The organism is Motiliproteus sp. SC1-56 (assembly GCF_017309075.1).
GTDB lineage: Bacteria > Pseudomonadota > Gammaproteobacteria > Pseudomonadales > Balneatricaceae > Motiliproteus.
Genome location: NZ_JAEMGS010000004.1, coordinates 26,726 through 51,543, shown reverse-complemented (window position 1 = coordinate 51,543; position 24,818 = coordinate 26,726). Strand labels below are relative to the sequence as shown.

The following is a 24,818-nucleotide window of genomic DNA, read 5'->3' as shown; positions in this document are numbered from 1 at the left end:
AGCGTGAGCCCCCGGCCCGGTGGGACAGCGTAGGGCAGTCGCACCGGCCGCTTGCCCAGGCGCTGCTTGTACCTACAGCTACCTACAGCGGCTTCTCAAACACCTTCGAATTGCGCTGCAGGTTGTAGAGCGCCTGGCGACCATCGGGAAGGTGCTCGCGCCCCACCTCCACAAACCCACGCTCACGGAACCAGTGGGCGGTCCGGGTCGTGAGCACAAAGAGCCGTGACAGGCCCTGCTCCCGTGCCCGGGCCTCCAGGGCGCAAAGCAGGGCATCGCCGCGCTCCCCGCCCCGGTAATCCGGATGCACCGCGACGCAGGCCAGCTCCGCCGAGCCATCATCAAAGGGGTAAAGGGCCGCGCAGCCAATAATGGCGCCGTCGCGCTCCACCAGGGTAAAACGTTCGATCTCGTTCTCCAGCCGCTCCCGGGACCGGCGCACCAGCACGCCGCTCTCCTCCAGGGGCTGAATCAGCTCCAGGATACCACCCACATCCTCGATGTGCGCCTGGCGCACCTGCTCGTAGCTCTCCTTGAGGATCATGGTTCCCGCCCCTTCCCGGGTATAGAGCTCCATCAGCAAAGCCCCGTCCTGGCGATAACTGATCAGGTGGCCCCGGTCGACCCCGCCGTGACAAGCTTGGGTGATCGCGGTCAGCTGCCGTGACAGCTCATTGCGGGGCGATTGCTGCGGGTCGTCGAGGCTCTCCAGGTAGTGGCGCAAAAGGCGCTCGGCGCTGCGGGTCAGCAACTCCGACTGGCGCTCGCCGCGCCGGGTGGTGATCCCCGGCTCCTCGCCGAAGCAGATCAGCTTGTCGGCTTGCAGGCTGATCGCCACCCGCGCCGCCACGTCTTCCACCGACAGGTTGAACACCTCCCCCGTGGGCGAATAGCCCAGGTTGGAAAGCAACACGATGGCGCCGTCGTCCAGCAACCGCTGCAGAGCGGCGCTGTCCACCCGCCGCACCTCCCCGGTGTGGCAGTAGTCCACCCCATCCACCACCCCAAGCGGCTTGGCGGTGACAAAGTTGCCCCCACACAGACGGAAGCGGCCGCCGTGCATGGGTGAATTGGGCAGCCCCATGGAGAAAAGCGCCTCAATGTCGGCACGCAAGCTCCCGGCCGCCTCCTTGACGCAGGCCAGGGTTGCCTCGTCGGTTACCCGGAGGTGGTGATGCAGCCGCGAGCGGATGCCCCGCTCCGCCAGGCGGGTCTCGATCTGCGGGCGGGCACCGTGTACCAGCACCAGCCTCACACCCAGGGTGTTGAGCAGCGCGATATCGTGAACAATGTTGGGAAAGTTATCCGCCGCCAGGGCATCGCCATCGAGCATCAGCACAAAGGTCTTGCCGCGGTGGGCATTAATATAGGGCGAGCAATGGCGGAAAAAATCCACGTAGTCCTGGGTTTGGCTGCTCTGGCTCAAGGCGTCGTGATCCTCATGCAGACGGTGATGGCTGGCCTGCTTGCCGCGGCACCGCCCTCCGCGACCGGCGCCCTCATTGTGCAGGCTTTACGCGACAAAAACAAAAACGGCGGGCCGTTCAGGGCCCGCCGTCAGACGCTGCTTGCGCCTCCTCTGGTTAGAGGAAGATCCCCTTCAGGGTGAAGAAGATCAGGATCGCCAGACCGGCGCCGGCGGGCAGGGTGACGATCCAGGACATGAAGATGGTGCCCACCACCTGCAGGTTCAGCGCCGACAAGCCTCGGGCGATGCCCACCCCGAGTACCGCCCCCACCAGGGTATGGGTAGTCGAGATCGGCAGCCCGGTGCCGGAGGCGATCACCACGGTGGTGGCCGCCGCCAGAGTGGCGGCGAAGCCGCGGCTGGGGGTCAGCTCGGTAATGTTGCTGCCCACGGTGGCGATCACCTTGTGGCCGTACATGACCAGGCCCAGAACGATACCGGCACCGCCGAGTAACAGGATCCACTGGGGCATCGCGCTCTTCTGGGCAACTTCACCGCCGGCGCCGATAATGCTGACCACCGCGGCCAAGGGGCCGACGGCGTTGGCGACGTCATTGGAGCCGTGGGCGAACGCCATGGCGCAGGCGGTAAACATCATCAGCACCCCGAATACCTTCTCCACCCCGGTGAAGTGGTATTCGCGGTTCTCTTCCTCGCTCTCGGTGATATTGCGCTGCAGGTACTTGGCCAGCACCAAGATCACCAGGCCCGCAACGATGGAGTAGGCGGCGCTTTCGCCGAAGCTCAGCCCCAGGCCGATATGCTTGAGCCCCTTGGTGAAGGTCACCATGGCGATGATAAAGCCCACCAGGAAGCTGTACATGGGCACATAGCGCTTGGCGTTGGCGAAGGGGTCGGCGCTGTCCAGAATCAGCCGCTGCACACTCCTGAACAACATAAAGCCCAGGGTGCCGGCGAGCACCGGCGAGACCACCCAACTGGCGACGATCTTGCCCACCTTGCCCCAGGCCACCGCATCCACGGAGATACCCACGGCGGCGAAACCGACAATGGCGCCGACGATGGAGTGGGTGGTGGAGACCGGCCAACCGAAGTGAGTGGCCACCAACAGCCAGATACCCGCCGCCAGCAATGCGGCCAGCATGCCGAAGACCAGCAGCTCGGGCGTGCCGGCCATCAGCCCGGGGTCGATAATCCCCTTGCGGATGGTGGCGGTCACGGCACCGCCGGCCAGGTAGGCACCGGCAAATTCAAAGAAGATGGCGATTAAAATCGCCTGCTTGATCGTGAGGGCCTTGGAGCCCACGGAGGTGCCCATGGCGTTGGCGACGTCGTTGGCGCCCACACCCCAGGCCATGAAGAAACCGAAAAGGCAGGCCAGAATGACCAGGATGTTGCCGTATTCTGCAATGATACTCATGGAGAAGACTTCCCTTGGTTGCTCGTATCGGCTCGTTGCGGCCGGTGACGGACGGCGCCTTGTTAAAAAGCCGTCCCGCCGGCGCGTGATGCAACGATCGGTTAGTGGGCCAGCAGCAGTTGCAGTCGACTGCCGACCTGTTCGGCGCGATCAGCCAGTTCGCCGATCCAGTCGATGACCTTGTACAGGAACATCACGTCGATAGGGGGCAGGTCCTTCTCCAGCGCCAAGAGCATGTGGCGCACCTCCCGCTCACGCATGTCCGCATCGTGTTCCAGCTCGTCAAGGCGCTGGATCATGCCGTCCACAAGGTCAGCCTCGCGACCACGGAAACCGGCGGCGACCAGCTCATCGAGTTCGTTCAGGGCGACCACCGCCTGGGCGCTGACCGCCAGGGAGCTCCTTACATAGCCGGTGACGGCCTCGGCCATGGAAGGGGGGATTTCCATCTGCCGGCCCAGCATGATGCCGGCAATGTCCTTGGCCTTGTTGGCAATCCGGTCCTGCATGCGCAGCAGTTCCAGCAGGTCGGTGCGCGGTACCGGCATAAACAGGCTCTTGGGCAGGTGGGCACGCACCCCCCGCTTGAGCTCGTCGGCCTCGTGCTCGAGCTCGGTAATCCGCAGCTGCGCGGCTTCTGCTTTCTTCCAATCCTTGGCCAGCACCGCTTCAAAGAAGGGCACCAATTCCATCGCGCAAGCGTGGGCCTTTTCGATATGTTGCTGCATCGGCTTGACAGGCGAGCGAGCAAACATTTGCATAAAGGAGCTGTTGGCTACCATTAGCATTCACCTTGGCTAGGAAAATTTCGGCGCAGTATAGAGGCAGATATCATCATTTTGTAGCCTTTTTGCCACAAAATAAAACCAACCGCGCAACCATTCTGTAACACTATTGTAACAAACCGGCGAACCCCCGAAGGGCTCTCGCCCTCAGAACATTAGAGATAACTAATACATGCCTCAGGAAATCGAACTGAAACTCAGCCTCCCTCCCAATCAGCAGGATACACTGCGCCAGTCTCCCCTTTTGAAAAACTACGCAGGGCCACCTCCGGTCAAGCGGCACCTGCTGAACACCTATTTTGACAGCCCTGAACAACGCCTCAACCAACACGGAGTGGCGCTGCGCATCCGTCACCAGGGCGAAGAGTATATTCAAACCCTGAAGACCCGCGGTCAAAGCCGCGGCGGGCTGCACCAGAGAAACGAATGGGAGTGGCGGCTGGCGGCCCCGCAGCTGGCCCCCGAAAAGCTGCCGGCCGAGGCCCTGCCGCCAGGCCTCAATCCAAGCACGCTCGTGCCGGCCTTCACCACCGACTTCATGCGCATCACCTGGAACCTGGACTTTCCCTTTAACGGCCAAAGCGCCCAGGTCGAGCTGGTGCTGGACGTCGGCGAGGCGCGCGCCGACACCCTCAGTGATCCGATCAGCGAAATCGAGCTGGAGCTCAAAGACGGCCCCCCCGAGGCCCTTTTCGAACTGGCCAAACAACTCGCCGCGGACGTTGCGTTGAGGATCACGCGCATCAGCAAGGCCGAGCGTGGCTATCGCCTGCGGCACCCCGAGCGCGCCCGCAACCTGCCACCGGCCAGCAACCGCGCCGTTGACGCCACTGCCACGCTCGAGCGACTGCAGGCGGTGATGGAGTCCTACCTGTTTGTCGATGACCCCGGCCTCCTGCAGCAACTGGAGCAGAGCCTCCGAGCCCTGAAAGACACCGCCGGATTCGCGCCCGAGGCGCTGGGTGACGAGCTGCGGGCGTTGCACGACGCCTTGCAACGCCCCGACGCTGAGCGCCGCCAAGTCGTACTGAAGTGGATCAACAGTCGCCGCCTGGGGCTGACGCTGGTCACCCTCGCCCAGGCCCTTTTTGAGCACCGGAACGATGGGTGACATACTTGCTGAGCGGCGCTTTTTTGCCTCTAATCAGCCCTCCCCCTCTTGCTTAAGGATTCGCCATGGCCGGCCCGCTTCTTGACCAACTCCCCGCACCGCTCCGCCCCCCGGTTGAGGCACACTGGCGGGCCTTTGCCGAAGCGGCAGGCTCGGAACGCCTGCAACGACTGGCACAGCTACCCACCCTGTTCTGGGAACAGCTGACCCGGGTCTGGGCCGGCAGCGATTACGTGGCCGAACAATGCAGCCGGCGGCCGGACATGCTCGAGGCCCTGGCTCCCCGTCTGCAGTCTGCACGCACTGAAGCGCAGGGCTACGCCCAGGCCTTGGCCTCGCAGCTCGCTGACGCCGAGGATGACGCGCAGCTGCAGCGGCAGCTGCGACTGTTCCGTCACCAGGAGATGGTCCGCATCATCTGGCGGGACCTGACCCGCCTGGCAGAGATGGAAGAGACCACCGCGGATCTCAGCGACCTCGCCGACGCGTGCATCGACCAGGCCCTGACCTGGCTTTATGAACGGGCCTGCGCCCAGTGGGGAACCCCTTATAGCCGTCCCCGGGGCAACAGCCCCGCCAAGCCCCAGCAGCTGGTCGTGGTGGGAATGGGCAAACTGGGCGCCCGCGAGCTTAACCTCTCCTCAGACATCGACCTGATCTTCTCCTTTCCCAGCATGGGGGAGACCCAGGGCGGCCGGCGCTGCCTGGATAACCAGAGTTTTTTCAACAAGCTGGGGCAGAAGCTGATCCAGGCCCTGGACGCCCAGACCGCGGAGGGGTTTGTCTTTCGCGTTGACATGCGCCTGCGCCCCTACGGCGAAAGCGGCATCCTCGCCCCCTGTTTCGCCGCCATGGAGGAGTACTACCAGGACCAGGGACGGGACTGGGAGCGCTACGCCATGATCAAGGCCCGGGTCGTGGCCGGCGATCAGAGCGCCGGCGCCGAGCTGATGAGCGCCCTGCGCCCCTTCGTCTATCGCCGCTACCTGGACTACAGCGCCTTTGATTCGCTGCGGGAGATGAAAGCGATGATCAATCGCGAGATCCGGCGGCGCAACCTCCATGGCAACGTCAAACTGGGGCCCGGCGGCATTCGAGAAGTGGAGTTTATCGCCCAGGCTTTCCAGCTGATCAGGGGCGGCCGTGACAACCGCCTGCAGCAGCGCGAACTCAAGCAGATTCTCGCCCTCCTGCCCGACGCCGTCGGCATGCCCCAGGGGGCCGCCGACGAGCTTTACGCCGCCTACCGATTTCTGCGCGACAGCGAGCACGCGGTGCAGGCGGTAGCGGATCAACAGACTCAGGAGTTGCCTCGGAGTGAACCGGCACGGCTGCGCCTGGCCTACAGCATGGGCTTCGACGACTGGGAAGCATTTTTAACCTGCCTGGACCACCACCGCTCACGGGTACGGGCACAATTCGCCGAGGTCATCGCACCGGCCGACGCGGAACAGGCGAAGCCCCGGGAGGAAGAGGAGTGGGCGCTGTTGTGGACGGCCAAACTTGAGCCCAACGAGGCCGAGGAACAACTGGCCCGGGCCGGTCATGAAGATCCAGAAGAGGCCTGGCGCCTGATCAACAACCTGCGCAACAGCCGCCGCGTCAAGATGATGCAGCCCATCGGCCGCGACCGCCTCGACCGGCTGATGCCACTGCTGCTCAACGCCACCGCCCAGGTCGAAGCCCCCACCCGCACCCTCGCCCGGGTACTCCAGCTGATCGAGGCGGTCCTGCGCCGCAGCGCCTACCTGGTGTTGCTGTGGGAAAACCCCGGCGCCCTCGCCCAACTGGTCAAGCTCTGCTCGGCCAGCCCCTGGTTCGCCGAACAGCTGGCCCACCAGCCGATCCTGCTGGACGAGCTGATTGATGTCCGCACCCTCTACAGCCCCCCGGACAAGGCCGCGCTGGAACACGAGCTGCGGCAAAAGCTGCTGCGCATTCCCGAGGAGGACACGGAGCAGTTGATGGAGGCCCTGCGCTATTTCAAGAACGCCCACGTCCTGCGGGTGGCGGCGGCGGAGATATCCGGTGCGCTGCCGCTGATGAAAGTGAGCGATTACCTCACCTACATCGCCGAGGTGGTGCTGAACGGCGCGCTGGATATCGCCTGGAAGCTGCTCACGGACAAACACGGGCTGCCGCAGAAGGCCCTCGGCGTGCCCTGTGACAGAGACTTCATCATCGTCGGTTACGGCAAGTTGGGAGGGATCGAGCTCAGCTACGGCTCCGATCTCGATCTGGTGTTTATCCACGACGGCGGCCCAGGGCTGGCCACCGATGGTCGTAAACCCGTCGACAACCAGGTGTTCTTCACCCGCCTGGGGCAGCGCATCATTCACCTGCTGAACACCCGCACCCCCTCCGGCCAGCTCTACGAAGTGGACATGCGCCTGCGCCCCTCTGGCAACTCCGGGCTGCTGGTCAGTTCCCTCAAGGCTTTTGAGGATTACCAGTTCAACGAAGCCTGGACCTGGGAGCACCAGGCCCTGGTGCGGGCCCGTGTGGTGGCCGGCGGAGGCGCCCTGCAGGACCGGTTCGAAGCGGTAAGACATAACGTACTGGGTCAGCGCCGGGACCCGGCAGAGCTGAAGCAGGCGGTCCTCGAAATGCGCCTGAAAATGCGCGAGCACCTGGGCACCAAGGGCAAGAGCGAAGGGGAGGATGCCGATTTTCACCTGAAGCAGGACGCCGGAGGCATCGTCGACATCGAGTTTCTGGTCCAGTACCTGACCCTGGCCCACGCCGCCGACCACCCCGGGCTGCTGACCTACACCGACAACATACGGATTCTCGACGCCATCGAAGCCGCGCACCTGCTGTGCGCCAAGGATGCCGAGCAGTTGCGCGAAGCCTACAAGGCCTACCGCGGCCTCGCCCACCGGCTTGCCCTGCAGGGAGACTCGTCCAGCGTCATCAGCCAGAAAGCGGTGAAAAAGCTGCGCCAGGCGGTGGCAACCACCTGGCGGGCGGTTCTGGAGAGCTGAGCAAATCCGCCGCAGACCCGGGGTCTGGGGCGGGCCCCCATGACCAGGGCAAGGTCGGCGCCAGCTAATCCGACGTCAACCGTCGGAAATGATGTACATCAAGGCTCACCGCCCGTCCCGCCGGCTAAGCTCTGCGTTATTGGCCCCGGGCCGCCCCGGCCCCGCCGCCACCAGGAGTCCGCGCGCCGTGTTGAATATTGAAAGACCGGAAGACCGCATTCCCCCCGACCGCTTCGCCCTGTTCTACCTGGGCTTTCGCCCCTTCTTCGGCCTGGGCGCCCTGGCCGCGGTGGTGCTGATACTGCTCTGGTTACCCTACTACCACGGCCACCTGAGCCTGAACGGCTACTTCACCCCGGTCGCCTGGCATGCCCACGAAATGCTTTACGGCTACGCACTGGCCATCATTGCCGGCTTTCTGCTCACTGCGGTGCGCAACTGGACCGGCGAGAAAGTCCCCAGCGGCTGGCCTCTGGTGGGGCTGGTGGCGGTCTGGCTCGCCGGGCGCCTGCTCTGCACCCTGGACCTGGGCCAGCCCGGCTGGCTCACTGCCCTGGTGGATATTGCCTTTGCCCCCCTGGTGATCCTGGCCCTGGCGCGCCCTCTGCTCGCCGCCCGGGCGCCGCGCAACCTCGCCTTCCTGGTCATCCTCGCCCTCTTTGCCCTCGGCAACAGCCTGATGCACATGGCGGCGCTGGGCGAAAACCCGCTGCCGGGGCTGGGCAGCCAGTTCGGTCTCAACCTGGTAATCCTCGTGATCGTGGTGATGGGCGGGCGCGTCATTCCCTTCTTTACCCGTAACCCCCTGCCCGGCATGCAGCCCCGGCAATGGCAACCGGTAGAAATCGCGTCGGTGGCGGGGGTGCTGGTGCTGGCGCTGTGGGAGCTGCTGCAGCGCGATACCCCGGCCCAGGCCGCCCTGGCCCTGGCGCTGGGCGGAGTACACTTTCTGCGCCTCGCAGGGTGGCAGGACCGCAGGCTCTGGGGCCACCCCATCATCTGGGTGCTGCACCTGGGTTACGGCGCCATTGCCCTGGGTTTTGTGCTCAAGGGGCTGGCCGGGTTAGGACTGGTCGGCCAGTCGGGGGCCGTTCACGCCTTCACCGTCGGCGGGATCGGGCTGATGACGCTGGGCATGATGGCGCGGGTCTCCCTGGGCCACACCGGCCGTCCGCTGGAGCTGCCCCGGCTGACGGTCATCGGCATTTACCTGCTGACCCTCGGCGCCACGCTCCGGGTCATCGCGGGACTGGGCTTCTGGAGCGGGCTGCAGGCCCCGCTGCTGGGCGCCAGCGCCCTGCTCTGGATCCTGGCCTTCAGCGCCTTCTGCATCGACTACTGGCCCAAGCTGATCCGCCCCCGGGTCGACGGGCGTCCAGGGTGAGGATCGGCCAAGTCGTCAAGGCGGCACGGGGCCGTTATAATTCCAGGCCCTTTTGGCTCGGAAATTGACAAACATGACACGCGCACTGAGAACCGCCGCCGCCGGCTGGGGCCTACTGGGTATCAGCGTCTTTTTTCTCTGGGCGATCTACCGCCTGAGCCTGATCGCCCTACAGGCCTTTGAACAGCCGCTTGCCTGGTACCACTGGCTGGGCATGGCGGCCTGGGTCTTTTTCATGAGCTACGGCGAAGGCTACCGCGGCTTTCAGAAGGGGTTTTCGCCGCGGGTCGCCGCTCGCATCGCCTACCTCTACCGCTACCCCGGTCGCCTGCGTGCCCTGTTGGCACCGGTGTTCTGCATGGGCTACTTTCACATCGAACGCCGCCGCCAAGTGGTGACCTTTATGCTCACCCTGATGATCATCGGCCTGGTTCAGCTGGTCCACTTTCTGGAACAGCCCTGGCGCGGTATCGTCGACCTGGGGGTGGTCATCGGCCTCTCCTGGGGGCTGATCTCCCTCTGGCTCTTCACCGCCCGGGCCCTCACCGACAGCCGCTACCCCCACTCCCCGGAGGTGCCGGCCGGCTGCGACTGAGTCCCGCCGGCCGCACGCCCCACGCACAAAGGCCGCATCAGGAGGGGTCTTGATGATGGCCCCGGTGGTCTCCCATCTGGCGGTGCATCTCATCCCAGGTCGCCTGCTGCTCGGGGCTCAGCAACGCACCGATCTGGGCGTGCAACTGACCACGCTGGGTCCACATCTTCGCCATTAGCTGCGCCTGCTGCTCGGCCAGCTGCTGGACCTTCGACTCGTAATCCGACGCGGCCGGGTCCAGCTCGTTGAGCTGCCGGTGCAGCGCGCGCATCTGCTCACGCCGCGCCTGGTGCTCCCCCTGCTGCTGCTTGAGCAAGGAGCGCACCTGGTCGCGCTGCTCCCCGTTCAGCTCCAGCGCCCAGTCGAGCCGCTGTAGCATCCGCGGCCCCATGGTTCCCTTCCCATACGCGCCTTTTCCATGGGCGCCCATCCGCCCCCCGTGCATGCCGGCCCCGCCTTTCTCCCGCATCATGCCGTGGTGCATGCCCGAGCCACCTTGCCCGTGCATCATGCCGTGGTGCATTGCGTAACCGTCGCTCCCCATGGCTCCATGCCCCCCCCCGGGGCCGCCACAATCACCTCCGCCAGGACCGGCCACCGCCAAGGCAGTGGTGGTGACCAACGCCAGCGCGCCGAGGGTTAATCCGATACGTTTTTTCATGATCCTTCTCCGTGAGTCGTCAGGCTTTCCATAATCAGCTTACCGAGGGTAGTGCAAAGCAGGGTCAATGGCGTGTAAAGGTTGTGTAAAGCCCCGCCCGAGACGCCGCCGCTGTGTCAGAATAGGGAGGCATAACAGGGAGATAGAATGGATCCTATTTTACTGGTCGATGACGACCGGGCGCTGTGCCAAATGCTCAGCGAATACCTGGAGCTCGAGGGCTTCGAAGTCGCCTGCGCCCACAGCGGCGACGAGGGCCTGGCGCTGTCCCGCGGCCGCCGCTTTGCCGTGATCGTGCTGGACGTGATGATGCCCGGCCTCAACGGCTTCGACACCCTCAAGGCGCTGCGCCAGGAGGCGGCGACCCCGGTGCTGATGATGTCAGCCCGCGGCGAAGAGATAGACCGCATCCTGGGCCTGGAGATCGGCGCCGACGACTACCTGCCCAAGCCCTGCAGCCCCCGCGAGCTGCTGGCCCGGATTCGCGCCATCATCCGCCGGGTGGCGCTGGAGCAAGGGGAGGAACCGGGGGCGACCACCCGCGACAGCCTTGAGCTCGACGCCCTGCACCTGGACCTGCGCCGCCACCGGGCCCGTTACGGCGCCCAGGCGCTGGAGCTGACCCATACCGAGTGGCTGGTCCTGGAGTTGCTGATGCGCGAAGCCGGCAGCCTGGTCAGCCGCGAGCGCCTGACCCGTTACGCCCTCAAGCGCAGCCTGGGACCCTTTGACCGCGCCATCGACATGCACCTGAGCAACCTGCGCAAAAAGCTCGCGGCCCTGGCCGGCGACGCGCTGTGCATCCGCACCGTGCGCGGCCAAGGCTACCTGCTGCTGCCGCCGGACGACACCGATGCCAATGCCGATGCGTAGCCTCTACCTAAAACTGTTTCTCGCCTTCTGGGTCGTGATGATGCTGGTGGTGGCGGCCAACATGGGCCTGACCTGGCTGCTGGCGCGCCACTTCGATAGCCGCCTGGCCGACACCTCACCCCTGGCCCAACACGCCAACGAGGCCCTGGACCAGTACCGCCGGGGCGGCCCCGAGGCCCTCACCCGCTGGCGCCGCAACCTGCTGCAGGAGACCGGGCTGCGGGTGTTGCTGCTGGACAGCCGCGGCCGCAGTCTCGACGGCATGCCCCTGCCACCGCGCCTGCACCATCACCTGCAACAGGGGGCGCCTCCCGGCCCCCGCCATCACGATCGCTGGCGCCGGCGCCCCATCAGCTGGACCCTTGAGAATGCGGGCGAGCCGCTGCGGTTCGTGGTGCTCAACCCCCGGGAGCTGATCGACCTGCTCTACTCCGGCTCCACCCTGGCCTGGCGGCTGGGGCTGACGGTGCTGATCGTGGCCCTGCTGTCGGGCCTGCTGGCCCGCTACCTGGTGCGGCCGGTACGGCTGGTGCAGCGGGCCAGCCGGGCCCTCGCCGAGGGCGACCTCCAGGTCAGGGTCGGAGAGGCCATGGGCAACCGAAGGGACGAGCTGGGCGAACTCGGGGCGGACTTTGACCGCATGGCCGAGCGCCTGCAGACCCTGCTGGAAGGGCAACAGCAGTTGCTGAGGGACGTCTCCCACGAGTTGCGCACGCCCCTGGCCCGCCAGCGGGTCGCCATCGAGCTGGCCCGGCGCCGTGCCGAACCGGGGGAAGCCCTGGATCGCATCGAGCAGGAGGCCGAGCGCCTCAACGCCCTGATCGAAGAGATTCTGCTGCTGGTCCGCATGGACGGTGCGCCGGCGGAGACACCGCGGGAGACGCTGGACCTGGGCCAACTGCTGGAGCAGCTGGTGGACGATGCCAACTTCGAAGCCCCCCGGGTGACCCTTGCCGCCCCTGGTCCTGCATACTGTCGCGGCCATCCCCGGCAACTGCACCGGGCCCTGGAGAATATCGTGCGCAACGCCCTCAAGTACTCGGAGCAGGCTGTGGAGGTCACGCTGACAACCGACGCGGGGTGGGCCGAGATCAGCGTGTGCGACCGGGGGCCGGGGCTACCCGAGGCACTGCAGGAACGGGTCTTTGATCCCTTCGTGCGCGCCGATCCGGCCCGGGAAGCGGAAGGCTGGGGGTTGGGGCTGGCCATCGCCGCCAAGGCGGTGCGCCTGCACGGCGGCGAGATCAGCGCCGGCAACCGCCCGGGTGGCGGTCTCTGCCTGCAGGTGCGGCTACCGCGGGTCCCGGCAACGCACCCCTGAGCGCGCCCCTGAACGCCCGCTGAGGGCTTGTTGAGGCCTAGTTAAGAAACAGCTGATAGGCCCGGTTGTCGGTCTCGTCGCTGAAGTGGTAGCCGATTTCGCGCAGGAACTGCTCCACCTGTTCACGCTCCTCCGGGGGCACCTGCATGCCCACCAGTACCCGCCCGTAGGCGGCGCCGTGGTTACGGTAGTGGAACATGGAGATATTCCAGCGCCCCCCGATCTTGTTGAGGAACTTCATCAGAGCGCCGGGCCGCTCGGGGAATTCAAACCGGTACACCACCTCGTTGGTCAGCAGGGCCGGGGCGTGACCGCCGACCATGTAACGCACGTGCAGCTTGGCGATCTCGTTGTCGGTCAGGTCCTCCACCTCGTCCAGGTGGGGCCGCAGGGTCTCCATCAGCTCCTGGCGCCCCTCGCCCCCCTCGCGAATCTGCACCCCGGCGAAGACCATGGCTTCGTCCCGGTCGCTGAAGCGGTAGTTGAACTCGGTGATGTTGCGCTTGCCCAGGGCCTGGCAGAACTGCTTGAAGCTGCCGGGACGCTCGGGAATTTTCGCGGCGATAATGGCCTCGCGCTGCTCCCCCAGCTCGGCACGCTCGGAGACGTGGCGCAGGCGGTCGAAATTGACGTTGGCGCCGCTGTCGATGGCGATCAGCGTCTTGTCACTGAGCCCCTCGCGCACCGCGTATTTCTTCAATCCGGCCAGGGCCAGGGCGCCGGCCGGTTCGGTGATGGAGCGGGTGTCGTCGAAGATATCCTTGATCGAGGCGCAGATCTCGTCGGTGGAGACGGTGATCACCTCGTCCACGTACTGGCGACAGATTTCAAAGGTGTTCTGGCCAATCTGGGCCACGGCAACGCCGTCAGCGAAGATGCCCACCTGGTCCAGCACCACCCGCTCGTTGGCGTCCAGGGCCGCCTTGAGGCAGGCCGAGTCCGCGGACTCCACCCCGATGATCTTGATTTCAGGGCGCAGGTACTTGATGTAAACGGCAATCCCGGCGATCAGGCCGCCGCCGCCCACGGGCACGAAGATGGCGTGGATCGGCCCGCTCTCCTGGCGCAGCAGCTCCATCCCGATGGTGCCCTGGCCGGCGATCACGTCCTGGTCGTCGTAGGGGTGGGCGTACACCATCCCCTGCTCCTTCACCAGCTGCTGGGAGTAGGTAAAGGCCTCGTCGAAGGTATCCCCGTGCAGCACCACCTTGCCACCGCGGGCCCGCACCGAGTTGACCTTGATGTCCGGCGTGGTCTTGGGCATGACGATGGTCGCCTTCATCCCCAGGTGCGCCGCCGCCAGGGCCACACCCTGGGCGTGATTGCCGGCCGAGGCCGCGACCACCCCCCGCGCCCGGTCTTTCGCCGAGAGCTGGGAGAGCTTGTTGTAGGCGCCGCGCAACTTGAAGGAGAACACCGGCTGCAGGTCTTCGCGCTTGAGCAGTACACGGTTGCCCAGGCGCTTGGAAATGGCGCGGGCTTCATCCAGGGGCGTTTCTTTCGCCACGTCGTAGACCCGGGCCTGGAGAATTTTCTTGATGTACTGGTGCGGCATAGGAGGTCCGAAGCAGGTTGCTGATTGATTCGCGGGGGCAAAACCGAAACCGGCTATATTAATCAGTATTCAGCGGGTACGTCTACAAGCCCTGCCCCGGGGCGCGTATAATTCCCCCCTCGACGGCTCCAGCCAATCACCCCCAGCCCAACCACAAGACAGAGACCCCCATGACCCAAGATGAGATGAAGCAGGCAGTGGCGCGAGCCGCGGTCGAACAGATCCAGGGCCAGCTCGACAACACCAGTATTGTCGGAGTCGGCACCGGCTCCACCGCCAACTTCTTTATCGACGAACTGGCCAACATCAAGCACCTCTTCGACGGTGCCGTCGCCAGCAGCGAGGCGACGGCCGAGCGCCTGCAGGGACACGGCATTCCGGTCTACGACCTCAACTCGGTCAACCAGCTGGATTACTACATCGACGGCGCGGACGAGTTCAACCAGCGCCTGGAGCTGATCAAGGGCGGCGGCGGCGCCCTGACCCGGGAGAAGATCGTCGCCGCCGTGGCGAAGACCTTCATCTGTATCGTCGACGAGACCAAAAAAGTGGAGCTGCTGGGCGAATTCCCCCTGCCCGTGGAGGTGATCCCCATGGCCCGCAGTTACGTGGCCCGGGAGCTGTTCAAGCTGGACGCCCAGCCGGTCTACCGGGAAGGTTTCGTCACCGACAACGGCAACCAGATTCTCGACGTCCACAACCTTGAGATCGAGGCCGCCGTGGCCCTGGAGGAGCGCCTCAACAACCTGGTGGGCGTGGTCACCAACGGTCTCTTCGCCGCCCGCCCCGCGGACCTTGTGCTGATGGGCACCCCCGAGGGGGTCGAGGTGCTGCGGGCCGAGTAACCGGCCCGCACCGGCTCAGGGGGCATCCGCTTCCGACGTCCCCTGAACCAGGTAAGCCAGAATCGGGCAGCCCTTGGCCGAACCGCTGCCGTCACACTGGCGGGAGAGCTGCGCAAGCGAGCCCCGCAGCCGGGCCAGCTCCGCCATCTTGGCGTCGATCAGGGCCATTTTCTCCTCCACCAACCCCTTGACCGCGGCCCGGTCGGCGTCGGCATCGAGCTGCAGATCCAGCAGTTCGCGCACCTCGTCCAGGGAAAACCCCAGCGCCTTGCCCCGGGCGATAAAGGCCAGGCGCTCACGCACCGAGGCCGGGTACTCCCGGTACCCCGCGTCACTGCGGCGCGGGGCTTCGATCAACCCCCGCTGCTCGTAGTAACGTACGGTTTCCACACTGATTCCGGCCTCCCGGGCCACCTGCCCGATGCGTAATCTCGACATATACTAGGGGTGAAGCCCCGCCTCCGGCTCGTTGAAATCACTGCATTTTGGCGTCGGTACTGCCCTTAAGGCAACCTCGCCGCCAAGACCCAAGCGCGCCGGGCGAAACGGATCGGTCGCCGGCTCCAGTCCGGCAACGAAGGATGATCGCCCCATGCTGAACCGCAAGACCTACATCCTGCTGAGTGTGGTTGCTCTGCTGCTCCTTATCACCCTGGCGCCGCCGCTGCTGGCGCGCTGGCAACTGGCCAAGCAGTTAGAAAATTTCGGCGCCGAGCAGGTCGACATCAAAGGACTCTATCTCAATATCTGGACCGGCTTCCTGCACCTGCAGGGCCTGGAGGCAACGGGGCAGCGCGGCGAACTTCGCGTGGGCGACCTGCAGCTGGACCTGGAGATTCCGGCCCTCTTCCAGCGCCGCCTGCACCTTGACCGCATCGCGCTGTCTCGCACCTTCGTCCCCCTGGTCCAGGGCGCTGAAGGCTGGCAGGCAGGCCCGCTGCTGTTTCCACCCGCCCAGGAGCCGGCCGCCGACGAGCCTCGCAAAAGCGCCTGGAGCTGGGGCCTGAGCCAGCTGGCCCTGGATGATATCGAGGTCACGGCCACCCTCAAACAGGCCACCCAGCGTCTGTACATCGACCAGGCCAGCCTCGATCTGCTCCGCACATGGGAACCGGGCCAGGCGAGCCGCATCCAGCTCGAAGGCCAACTCAACGAGAGCGCGCTTAAAATCACCAGCAACGCCACCCCGTTCGCCGCGGCACCCGCCGCGGATAGCCAGCTTCGCATCGAGGCCCTGCAGCTTGGCCCCCTGCTCAACCCCTGGATGCCGGTGCCCGTTGAAGGCGCGCTGACCACGGACCTGAGCCTGACCTTCAGCCAGGATGCCGACGGGCTGCTGCTCGCCCAGGAGGGCAGTATCGACCTCCAGAATGTGCGCTACGGGGAACAGGCGGGGATAGGCCAAGTGAGCTGGCAGGGCAGCACCCGCGCAGCCGTAGGAAGCGAGGGGTTGCGCACCGCCAGCCTGGACGGAACCCTTGAGCTTAATAGCGCCGAAGGGAGCCAGCCAGACGTGGCATCCGGACGCCTCGAAGGCGCCGCCTGGGAAGGGACCGCCTCCCTCGCCCGCAGCGAAGCGGGGCAACAGGCGGACGCTGATGGGACATTGACGCTGAGGGCCACCGAGGTCGAGACCGCCCAGGGCGCCCATTTGAGCCAGGCCCAACTGCGCTGGCAGGGAACAGCGCAGGTGAAGCTCGAAACCGAGGGTGCCGTCACCGTGTCCACCCGCGGCAACCTGAACCTGGCAGATATCGCCGCCCGCCAACCCGAGTCGGCCCTGGAGCTGGCGCTCGGACAGTTGCAATGGGAGGGCACCGCCGAGCTGGCCCAGACAGAGGGCACTCTGAGCGACCTGCAGAGCCAGCACCGATTAACACTCGACAACCTTGAGCTGGGCCGGCAGACGATGCGCCTGGCAGAAAAAGCGGTGACGCTCGAAGGCACCCTGGTGGGCAATGGCGATGGCCTCGACTTTGAGGGCACCCTGGGCACCGAGCCGCTGAGCCTGACCCTGCCCCACCTGCAGCTGGGGCTGCAGGCGCTCGCCTGGCAGGGAGGCGTCGGCGTCGACCTTGCCCAAGGCAGCCTGAAACACCTCTCGGGTGATGCCCGGCTGGAGCAGATGGCGCTGCAGGATGATGCGGGCGCGCCCCTGGCCGCACTCGAAAGCCTCGCCCTGGAGAATCTCTCCCTGCCCCAACCTGACCTCTACCGCGCCCAGGCGCTCGTCCTTGGCCCCCTGCAAGTCACGCTGGACAAGGCGACTCTGCTGCAGCTTGAAGGCGTGGACGTGAGCCAGCTAAGTGCCGGTCCAAAACAGGCAGAGGTCGAGCAGATCAATGTCGGGGCGTTGAAAACCGGGGTCGTGACCGATAAGCAGGGGCGCCCCGCGCGCTGGAGCCGCTGGCTGACAAAGGTCAAGGGAGCGCCCGCCGCCGACACGGCTCCTGCATCCCCAGCCCAGCCAGACGACGCCGAGCCGGTTAATGCGCCTGAGGCTGAACCCTTTGCATTTCGCCTTGGCAAGCTACAGCTCAGCGCCCCCGCCACCCTGGCGTATACCGGTGCCACCGTTCATCCCCCCACGACCCTGACCCTGACCCTGGCAAAGCTGCAGGTTGAGCAGCTGGACTCCAGCAGCGAGGCACCGGGGCCGTTCAGCGTGCAGGGCCGGATCAACCGCTTCGGCGAGCTGACGCTTGACGGTCAATACGCCTGGTTCGCCCCCAAGCCGACCGGCAACTGGAAGGGCGGCATCGAGGATCTCTCCCTGCCCCCCTTCAGCCCCTATATGGCGCGCTACACCGGCTATCAGCTCAGCAGCGGGCAGCTCTACGTGGATACTCAGGGAACGCTGGACAAAGGTCTGGTGAAAAGTCAGAACGAATTGCGCATCAACAACCTGCAAGTGAAGCACCAGGCTCCAGAGGCAGCCGGAGCGTTCGACCAGCAGCTGGGCATGCCCTTGGAAACAGCGATCTCGATCCTGACCGACGGCGACAACAACGTAGCCCTGTCACTGCCCATCGAAGGCTCCCTGGACGACCCGGAATTCGGCTACCAGAGCATCATCAACACCGTGATGGCCAACGTGACTAAAAAAGCGGCCATGGCCTACCTGGTGACGGCCCTGCAGCCTTATGGCGCCCTGATCGCCCTCACCCGCATGGCGGTCAAGCAGCAGGGCAGTGCCATCGAGCTGGCGCCGGTCTATTTCGCCCCGGGCTCGGACGAACTCGACCCCGAGGCCCTAAACTACCTCGCCAAACTCGAAGGCATGCTCAAGGAACGGGACGGCATCCGGCTCAACCTTTGCGGCACCGCCGTCAAGGCCGATGCCGAGGCCCTCGGGGCCATCGCCGATACCCAGCCACCGGTGGCCGGTGCGTCCCAGGCGGCCCGGTCGATGCTGGTCAGCGAGGCGCAGTTGCGGATTCTGAACGACCTGGCCCAGCGCCGGGCCGACCGGGTCATGGATTACCTGCAACAGGCGGCGGTGAACCCCAAGCAGCTGTTCGGCTGCCTCCCGGAGGTGGATTCCACCAGCACGGAGCGCCCCCGAGTCAAACTGGGGCTGTAAAGTTGCTTGGCGGGAAAAAGGGAAGGAAGCCGGGCTTGCCTACTCCTCGACCACCGGCAGGCTGGCCTCGATCCGGGTGCCACCCTCAGGCTGGGTTCGCAGGTTGAAGCTTCCTCCCTGGGCAAGAACCCGTTCGCGCATGCCGATCAGGCCGAAGCCGCTGCGGTAGTTGCGTTCGTCAAAGCCCTTGCCGTCGTCCTCGATGGAGACCACCAGCCGCCCCTCAGGTGAGGACTCGCGGCGCACGCTGAGCCAGATGTTCTTGGCCTCGGCATGCTTGACGCAGTTGTTCAGCGCCTCCTGAACCAGACGATAACAGCTGATGTTCAGCGCTTCGTTGAGCTCGTTCAGGGCGCCCTCCATTTCCAGGTGCAGTTGCACGCCGGCGGTGTCCAGGTGAGTGTTGGCGATGCACTCCTTGAGCGCGTCGGCCAGCCCCAGGTCATCCAGCGCCGAGGGCCGCAGGGCCCGCATCAGGCCGTAGGTGACGCTGTAGATGCGCTGGGCAATGCTGTCGATGGAGTGCGCCGCCTGGTGCAGCACCGACTCCGGATCCTCCTGGGTCAACTGCTTGAGCAGGTGGGCATCGGTACGGATCGCAGTCAGCGACTGGCCCATCTCATCGTGCAGCTCACGGGCGATATTGCGCCGTTCCTCTTCCTGAATAATCAACACTTTCTGGGTCAGGCTGCGGTTCTCTTTCACCTGTTTGCGCAGCTCGGAGTTGGTTTTCACCAGTTCCCAGGTGCGCTCCTGCACCCGGTCCTCCAGCAGGTCGCGTTCCTGGCGCAGCTTGCGGTTGAGCCGCACCAGCTCACCCTCCGCCTCCTGCTTACGCTGGTAGTTTTGCTGGGTGAGCAGGTAGGCGATCGCCGAAAAGATCAGTACCACCAGCGCAATGGGCCAGTTCATCTCGTTCCAGCGCAGCTGCTTCTCGATCAAAACCTCCAGGGACTGACCGAACCGGCTGATGCTGCGCCTCTCCGCCAGCACCGGCAGCAGCGACTCGCTCGCGGGCCCCGCGCCCACCTTTTCCCGCCGGGTCACCAGCTCCTTGCCCTGGCCGTCAAACAGGGTAACCCGCAATCCCGACTTGATATGGGGCAGCGGCGGCAGCAGCTCATCGGCCCGAATGGTGAGCGACACCAGGCGGTGGGCGTTCTCCTGCGGCAGCACCGTCGCGTCCAGCGCGTGAAACAGGCGATAGCCGATACTGCCGTCAACCAGCGGGTACGGGTCAGAGGCAAACACATCCAGATAATAACTGGCCTGCATCATGGCGGCGCGGTTACCCGGAAAGGAGTAACTGTCCAGCCCCAGCAAACGCTCGCCTTCGGCGTTCATGGGCTCGACAAAGGTAATGGGGTAGTAAACCGGCTGCCCGGTGCGGGCCGGCGTCAACTGGTGCGTTTCCGGGTGCACGGTGCGGACCCGAAAGCGTGGATAGCCGCGCCCGTGCATCTCCCGCTCAAGGCTCTCGACCTGGGCCGGCTGGATCCGCTCGTGGATCATCAGGCGCAGGATATGGGGGTAGTGCTCACGCATCTCCGTCGCGTAGCGGCGGATCTGGTCAAGGTTATCCGGATCGGTCTCCACCAGCTCGACAAAGTTATGCAGCAGCACCTCGTTGACCAGGGCCCGTTCGTAGGCATGCTCGTAGATGATGCTGCTTTCAAGCTGCAGGTTTTCCCGCTGTTCACTGATATCCAGCAACAGCAGCAGCACCAGAAAGAACAGGGTGACGACCGCCCATACAACCCCCAATGCTGTGAGTTTTTGCTTGATCATCAACGGATAAGGCTCTGATGGCGGTCTGAGTGGAATGCAAGTCCGAGTGTATGCTGAGGGCTTTTGCTGCGCAACCGCCGTCGCGCCGGCGTCCGCTCAAAAGCGGGGCCCCCTCCCGAGAGCGGGAGGGGGATAAAGGAAGGGCAGCGCCTGCAAAGGCGCCTTATTACAGGTCGATGCTGGTCAGCCAGCCGAAACGGTCTTCCGCCTTGCCCCACTGAATATCGTTCAGGGCCTGGCGCAGACGCACGGTGGTCTCACCCACCTTACCGCTGCCCACCGCGTACTCCTTGCCCCGGTAGATCAGCGTCCCAACCGGGGCCAGCACCGCCGCGGTGCCTGAAAGCGCGGCCTCACAGCCGGGTTTGGCCGCCCGCTCAAGCAGCTCGTCGACGCTCAGCGGGCGCTCGGAAACCCGCATCCCCAGGTCACGGGCCAGGGTGAGAATCGAGTCCCGGGTGATGCCGTGCAGAAAGCTCTCATCCAGCGCCTTGGTGATGATCTCGTCACCGTCGATCAACAGGAAGTTGGCGGCACCGGTCTCCTGGACATCGCCGCCGGGGCAGAACAGCACCTGGTCCGCCTGGTACTCAGCCCGGGCCGCCAAGATCGGGCGCAGGGCGCTGGCGTAATTGCCGCCGCTCTTGATCATGCCGTTGTGGGGCGCGCAGCGCATGCCCTGGTCCTCGACCAGCAGGCGCAAACAACTGTCGCCGCCGGCAAAGTAATCACCCACCGGGGAGAGCAGGATGTACTGGCAGGAGGTGCTGGAGGGCGCCGCCGCCTTGCCGATCGCCGGCTCGGTACCGAAGTGAGTGGGACGGATATACATGGAGCCCGGAGGCGCGGGGACCTCGGACGCAAAGCGGGCAACGGTTTCGGTGATCATGCGCGAGCTCATCGCCGGATCAATCTCGGGCAGGGCCAGCAGGCGGCTGCTCTGGGCGAAGCGGGCCATACTGGCGTCCATGCGGAACACCTTGATGCTGCCGTCCTCGTGACGAAACGCCTTGAGCCCTTCAAAGCAGGTGCTGGAGTAGTGCAGAACATGGGCCCCCGGATGCAGCTGGATACTGTCGCTGGCCACCAGCTTGGGCTCGCTCCAGGCGGAGCCGTCAAACCAGGAAATCGCCATTTCGGGCATGAACAGGGTACCGAATGCTGCCATTGAGCTACCTCAAATCACCATGATGAAACATTGTTTTAGTTAGACTCGGCGCGGGGAATGGGACGCACAGAAGTCCCACGCCGGGACGTGCCGATTGACTCGTAGGATGATTGTAATCAGCAATTCTGGAAAAAGGAATTGAGTGGCACCAAGGTCGTAGCTCCCGCCCGCGGCCCGGCATTCAGCCCCGGTCATAGGCAGCCAGAAGCCGCTGCCACTCGGCGTCCAGCTCGGCACCAGGGAACAATTTGTGCAGGGAGCGGCGCAGGCGACGCAGGTTTCCCTGTTGCCAGCTGACAGCGGGCTGGCGCAAGCGACAGCGGTCAAAGTCGATCACAAAGACACGCCCCTGGGCATCGATCAAGATATTGCGCAGGTTGAGGTCGACATGGTCCAGCCCCTCCCGGTGAAAGCGGGCCAGGGTCCGGCCCACCTCGTCCCAGGGCACCTGCTCGGCCCCGCTGGCCAGCGCATCGGCCATGGAGCGTACCGCCGGCAGGCGTTGAGTAAAGAGATCAGCGCGATAGCTCAGCCCGCACCGCTGAACACGGGCCAGCAACGGGCGCGGCACCGGCAGGCCGCGCTGGCGCAGCTGTTCGGTCAGGGTGAACTCCCGGTAGGCGCGGGTTCGCGTAAGGCCGGGCCAGAGGTAGCGGTCCTCGCTGAGGCGCGCCACCAGCCCGCCACGCTTGTAGTGACGCCACACCAGCGGCCAGCCTTCGTAGTCGAGGAAGTAACTCTCGCCCCGTCCCGGCGCCGAGCGCACCGACTGGCCCCGGGCCTGCCACCAGTTGAGATCAAACCAGGAAGGAGTAATATGCTCTACCAACTCCGGCACCGCCAGCACGGTGCCCCCGCTCTGCTGCAGAATCTGGAACGTCATTCGTGAACTCGGACCTACCGCTGACCCATGCGCCTCGATCGATCTGCATCCTGCGCCTCTCTGCGCTGGGGGATGTCTGTAATGCGGTGCCGGCGGTTCGGGCACTGCAGAGGCAATGGCCCGATTGTCGCATAACCTGGATCATTGGCAAGGTGGAACACCGCCTGCTGGCCGGCCTCAAGGGGGTGGAGTTCATCCCCTACGACAAGAAATCCGGCATCCGCGGCGTACTCGCCCTGCGCCGCCAGCTCAGGGAACGCCAATTCGATGTGCTGCTGCATATGCAGGCAGCGCTGCGCGCCAGCCTGGTCTCCCTGGCGATTCCCGCCGCCCTTCGCCTGGGGTTCGACGATGCCCGGGCCAAGGACCACCAGAACTGGTTCTGCAACCGGCAGATCCCCCCCCACCCGCGCAGCCACGTGCTGGAAGGGTTTCTGGATTTTTCCCGGGCCCTGGGGGCGAAGGCGGAGCCGCTGCAGTGGGATATTCCCATTCCCGAGGCCGAGCGCGACGCCGCCAACGCCTTTGCCCCGAACGGCCCCTACCTGCTGATCAGCCCCTGCTCCAGCCAGCGGGTACGCAACTTTCGCAACTGGTCAGCCGAGGGCTACGCCCGGGTCATCGATCACGCCTTCGCACAACACGGGCTGGCGTGCGTGCTGACCGGGGGCGATACCGAGCTGGAACAGGATTACGGCCGCCGCATCAGCCGCCTCTGTCAGCACGCTCCCCGCAACCTGATCGGGCGCACCTCCCTGAAAAGCCTGCTGGCGCTGGTCGAAGGGGCCCGCCTGGTGCTGGGACCGGACTCGGGGCCGATGCACATGGCCACCGCCACCGGCACCCCCGCCCTGGGCCTCTATGCCAGTTCCAACCCGGATCGCACCGGCCCCTACCTGAGCCGTCACTGGGTGGTCAACCGCTACCCGGATCAGGTGCGACGCGCCTTCGACTGCGAAGTCGAGGCGGTGAGCTGGGGCAAGCGGGTACGCGAGCCCGATGTCATGGACGCGATCACCCCCGAGGAGGTGATCGCCATGCTGGACCGCCTGGTCCTTGAGGCAACGGCGTGAGCGCAGGCGCGCAGCGGGGGCTCTACCGTTCGCTGATCACCCTGGCCACCCCCCTGGCCCTGTGGCTCGGCCGCAAGCAGGATCCGGCGCGCTGGCGTGAGCGGCTGGGGCATTATTCCACGCCCCTTCCCGCTACTCCCATCTGGCTGCACGCGGCCTCGCTGGGGGAGGCCAAGGCCGCCATCCTGCTGATCGACACCCTGCGGGCCCAGGGTTACCAAGGCCCCTTCGTGGTCACCACCACCACCGCCACCGGCGCGGCCACCATCCGCCCGGCCCTGGGCGAGGCGGACCGGCACCTCTACGCGCCTTACGATTCTCCTGGTGCCGTGCGCCGGGCCCTGGATGCCATTCGGCCACGCCTGCTGCTGGTGATGGAGGTGGAGATCTGGCCTCAGCTCTGGAGCCAGGCCCAGGCCCGGGGCGTCCCGATCGTGCTGGCCAACGGGCGTCTCTCCGAGAGCTCCCTGAATCGCTACCAGCGCCAGCTGCCGGCCCTCTGGCGGGAAACCCTGCAACGGGCGCAGCTGATCCTGGCCCAAAGTCCTGCGATCGCCGAACGTTACCAGCGGCTCGGTGTCAGCCCCTCACGGCTGCGAGTCAGTGGCAACGTGAAGTACACCCTGACCCTGGACGCCAACACCCGTGATCAGGGGGAGGCGCTGCGCCGCCACCTGGGGACGGATCGCCCGGTCTGGCTGGCCGCCAGTACCCACGACGGGGAGGAGCAGATCGCTCTGGAGTGCCAGCGCCGGATCCTCGGGCACCATGACCAGGCGTTGCTGGTGATCGTGCCCCGCCACCCGCAGCGCTTCGCCGCCGTCGCCGAGCTCTGCGAGCGCTCCGGCTTCGCCTGGCAGCAACGCAGCCGCGATGACACCCCGGTGGCCGAGAAGACCCAGGTTTACCTGGCCGACACCCTGGGCGAGCTGCTGGCCTTCTACACCGCGGCCGATCTGGCCTGGGTCGCGGGCAGCTTCAGCACCGTCGGCGGCCACAACATTCTTGAGCCCGCCGCCTGCGACTGCCCGATGGTGGTGGGGCCGGACATGCGCAATTTCGACGATATCCTGCAGCGTTTCCTCGAAGCCGAGGCCCTGCAGCAGGTGGATACCCCGGAGGCGCTCCAGCAATCCCTTGATGCGCTGCTGGCCGACGCCGGGGCGCGACAGCACATGGCCCGGCAGGCGAGGCAGTGCCAGGAACAGCTGCAGGGCGCCGCCGCCGATCAGGCGGCGCTGATTCTGGGCCAGCTCCCCCAGCCCTGAGCCCGCTACAGCGCGGGCGGCGAGCGTGATACCATGCTCTTTTTTCGGCCCCGTCCGATTAGGCGGGGCCGCCACGGCCAGCCTGCCGGCGG

General features: G+C 65.6%; 19 protein-coding genes. 10 read left to right on the top strand and 9 right to left on the bottom strand.

The annotated features are described in order from the left end of the window. Nucleotides 1-82: 82 nt before the first annotated feature. From argA to JGZ97_RS05275, 3 genes are all read right to left on the bottom strand, one after another. Nucleotides 83-1,426 carry an amino-acid N-acetyltransferase gene (argA, locus tag JGZ97_RS05285; RefSeq protein ID WP_207061575.1) on the bottom strand — a complete coding sequence of 448 codons (1,344 nt, stop codon included), beginning with the start codon at nucleotides 1,424-1,426 and terminating at the stop codon, nucleotides 83-85. A 157-nt stretch (nucleotides 1,427-1,583) separates the two neighbouring features. Further along, complete coding sequence (locus JGZ97_RS05280) at nucleotides 1,584-2,849, bottom strand: inorganic phosphate transporter (RefSeq protein WP_207061574.1); 1,266 nt, start codon at nucleotides 2,847-2,849, stop codon at nucleotides 1,584-1,586. 101 nt (nucleotides 2,850-2,950) lie between these two features. Next, nucleotides 2,951-3,631 (bottom strand): TIGR00153 family protein, encoded by a 681-nt coding sequence (locus JGZ97_RS05275; RefSeq protein WP_207061573.1) that lies wholly within the window; start codon nucleotides 3,629-3,631, stop codon nucleotides 2,951-2,953. A 175-nt stretch (nucleotides 3,632-3,806) separates the two neighbouring features. Between JGZ97_RS05275 and JGZ97_RS05270 the strand changes: the two genes are divergently transcribed. The 4 genes from JGZ97_RS05270 to JGZ97_RS05255 all read left to right on the top strand — a co-directional run bounded on the left by JGZ97_RS05270 (nucleotide 3,807) and on the right by JGZ97_RS05255 (nucleotide 9,708). Next, nucleotides 3,807-4,745: an inorganic triphosphatase gene (locus tag JGZ97_RS05270; RefSeq protein ID WP_207061572.1), complete on the top strand. Its 939-nt coding sequence runs from the start codon at nucleotides 3,807-3,809 to the stop codon at nucleotides 4,743-4,745. Nucleotides 4,746-4,810: 65 nt separating this feature from the next. Further along, complete coding sequence (glnE, locus tag JGZ97_RS05265) at nucleotides 4,811-7,729, top strand: bifunctional [glutamate--ammonia ligase]-adenylyl-L-tyrosine phosphorylase/[glutamate--ammonia-ligase] adenylyltransferase (protein WP_207061571.1); 2,919 nt, start codon at nucleotides 4,811-4,813, stop codon at nucleotides 7,727-7,729. Between the two features lie 190 nt (nucleotides 7,730-7,919). Beyond that, nucleotides 7,920-9,113, top strand: coding sequence for an NnrS family protein (locus JGZ97_RS05260; RefSeq protein ID WP_207061570.1), 1,194 nt, complete (start codon nucleotides 7,920-7,922; stop codon nucleotides 9,111-9,113). A gap of 73 nt (nucleotides 9,114-9,186) precedes the next feature. Next, nucleotides 9,187-9,708: a hypothetical protein gene (locus JGZ97_RS05255; RefSeq protein ID WP_207061569.1), complete on the top strand. Its 522-nt coding sequence runs from the start codon at nucleotides 9,187-9,189 to the stop codon at nucleotides 9,706-9,708. Nucleotides 9,709-9,745: 37 nt separating this feature from the next. Here JGZ97_RS05255 and JGZ97_RS05250 read toward each other — a convergent pair whose 3' ends face one another. After that, complete coding sequence (locus tag JGZ97_RS05250) at nucleotides 9,746-10,369, bottom strand: Spy/CpxP family protein refolding chaperone (RefSeq protein ID WP_207061568.1); 624 nt, start codon at nucleotides 10,367-10,369, stop codon at nucleotides 9,746-9,748. Between the two features lie 147 nt (nucleotides 10,370-10,516). Here JGZ97_RS05250 and JGZ97_RS05245 point away from each other — a divergent pair, with 147 nt between their 5' ends. Next, nucleotides 10,517-11,242: a response regulator gene (locus JGZ97_RS05245; RefSeq protein WP_207061567.1), complete on the top strand. Its 726-nt coding sequence runs from the start codon at nucleotides 10,517-10,519 to the stop codon at nucleotides 11,240-11,242. Further along, nucleotides 11,223-12,563 carry an ATP-binding protein gene (locus JGZ97_RS05240; RefSeq protein ID WP_207061566.1) on the top strand — a complete coding sequence of 447 codons (1,341 nt, stop codon included), beginning with the start codon at nucleotides 11,223-11,225 and terminating at the stop codon, nucleotides 12,561-12,563. Before JGZ97_RS05245 ends, JGZ97_RS05240 begins: the two co-directional genes overlap by 20 nt. 37 nt (nucleotides 12,564-12,600) lie before the next feature. Here the strand turns inward: JGZ97_RS05240 and ilvA are convergent, their stop codons facing one another. After that, nucleotides 12,601-14,118: a threonine ammonia-lyase, biosynthetic gene (gene ilvA, locus JGZ97_RS05235; protein ID WP_207061565.1), complete on the bottom strand. Its 1,518-nt coding sequence runs from the start codon at nucleotides 14,116-14,118 to the stop codon at nucleotides 12,601-12,603. A gap of 170 nt (nucleotides 14,119-14,288) precedes the next feature. On the opposite strand from ilvA, the gene rpiA reads away from it, so the two are divergent. Continuing rightward, a complete protein-coding gene (gene rpiA, locus JGZ97_RS05230) occupies nucleotides 14,289-14,963 on the top strand; it encodes a ribose-5-phosphate isomerase RpiA (protein WP_207061564.1) in 675 nt (224 codons plus the stop codon). 15 nt (nucleotides 14,964-14,978) lie between these two features. On the opposite strand, the gene JGZ97_RS05225 is transcribed toward rpiA, so the two are convergent. Beyond that, nucleotides 14,979-15,401: a heavy metal-responsive transcriptional regulator gene (locus JGZ97_RS05225; protein ID WP_207061563.1), complete on the bottom strand. Its 423-nt coding sequence runs from the start codon at nucleotides 15,399-15,401 to the stop codon at nucleotides 14,979-14,981. A gap of 154 nt (nucleotides 15,402-15,555) precedes the next feature. Here JGZ97_RS05225 and JGZ97_RS05220 point away from each other — a divergent pair, with 154 nt between their 5' ends. Beyond that, on the top strand, nucleotides 15,556-18,546 hold the full coding sequence (locus tag JGZ97_RS05220) for a DUF748 domain-containing protein (protein WP_207061562.1): 2,991 nt from the start codon (nucleotides 15,556-15,558) through the stop codon (nucleotides 18,544-18,546). Nucleotides 18,547-18,585: 39 nt separating this feature from the next. On the opposite strand, the gene JGZ97_RS05215 is transcribed toward JGZ97_RS05220, so the two are convergent. The 3 genes from JGZ97_RS05215 to JGZ97_RS05205 form a co-directional block, all read right to left on the bottom strand. Further along, nucleotides 18,586-20,334: a CHASE domain-containing protein gene (locus JGZ97_RS05215; RefSeq protein WP_207061561.1), complete on the bottom strand. Its 1,749-nt coding sequence runs from the start codon at nucleotides 20,332-20,334 to the stop codon at nucleotides 18,586-18,588. A 166-nt stretch (nucleotides 20,335-20,500) separates the two neighbouring features. Continuing rightward, nucleotides 20,501-21,502 carry a branched-chain amino acid aminotransferase gene (locus tag JGZ97_RS05210; protein ID WP_207061560.1) on the bottom strand — a complete coding sequence of 334 codons (1,002 nt, stop codon included), beginning with the start codon at nucleotides 21,500-21,502 and terminating at the stop codon, nucleotides 20,501-20,503. Nucleotides 21,503-21,683: 181 nt separating this feature from the next. Continuing rightward, the gene (locus JGZ97_RS05205; RefSeq protein ID WP_207061559.1) at nucleotides 21,684-22,385 is read right to left on the bottom strand and encodes a 3-deoxy-D-manno-octulosonic acid kinase; all 702 of its coding nucleotides are present in this window, start codon (nucleotides 22,383-22,385) and stop codon (nucleotides 21,684-21,686) included. Nucleotides 22,386-22,387: 2 nt separating this feature from the next. Here JGZ97_RS05205 and JGZ97_RS05200 point away from each other — a divergent pair, with 2 nt between their 5' ends. Continuing rightward, complete coding sequence (locus JGZ97_RS05200; RefSeq protein ID WP_370584009.1) at nucleotides 22,388-23,458, top strand: glycosyltransferase family 9 protein; 1,071 nt, start codon at nucleotides 22,388-22,390, stop codon at nucleotides 23,456-23,458. After that, nucleotides 23,455-24,726 carry a 3-deoxy-D-manno-octulosonic acid transferase gene (locus JGZ97_RS05195; RefSeq protein ID WP_207061558.1) on the top strand — a complete coding sequence of 424 codons (1,272 nt, stop codon included), beginning with the start codon at nucleotides 23,455-23,457 and terminating at the stop codon, nucleotides 24,724-24,726. Before JGZ97_RS05200 ends, JGZ97_RS05195 begins: the two co-directional genes overlap by 4 nt. The last annotated feature ends 92 nt before the right edge of the window (nucleotides 24,727-24,818 follow it).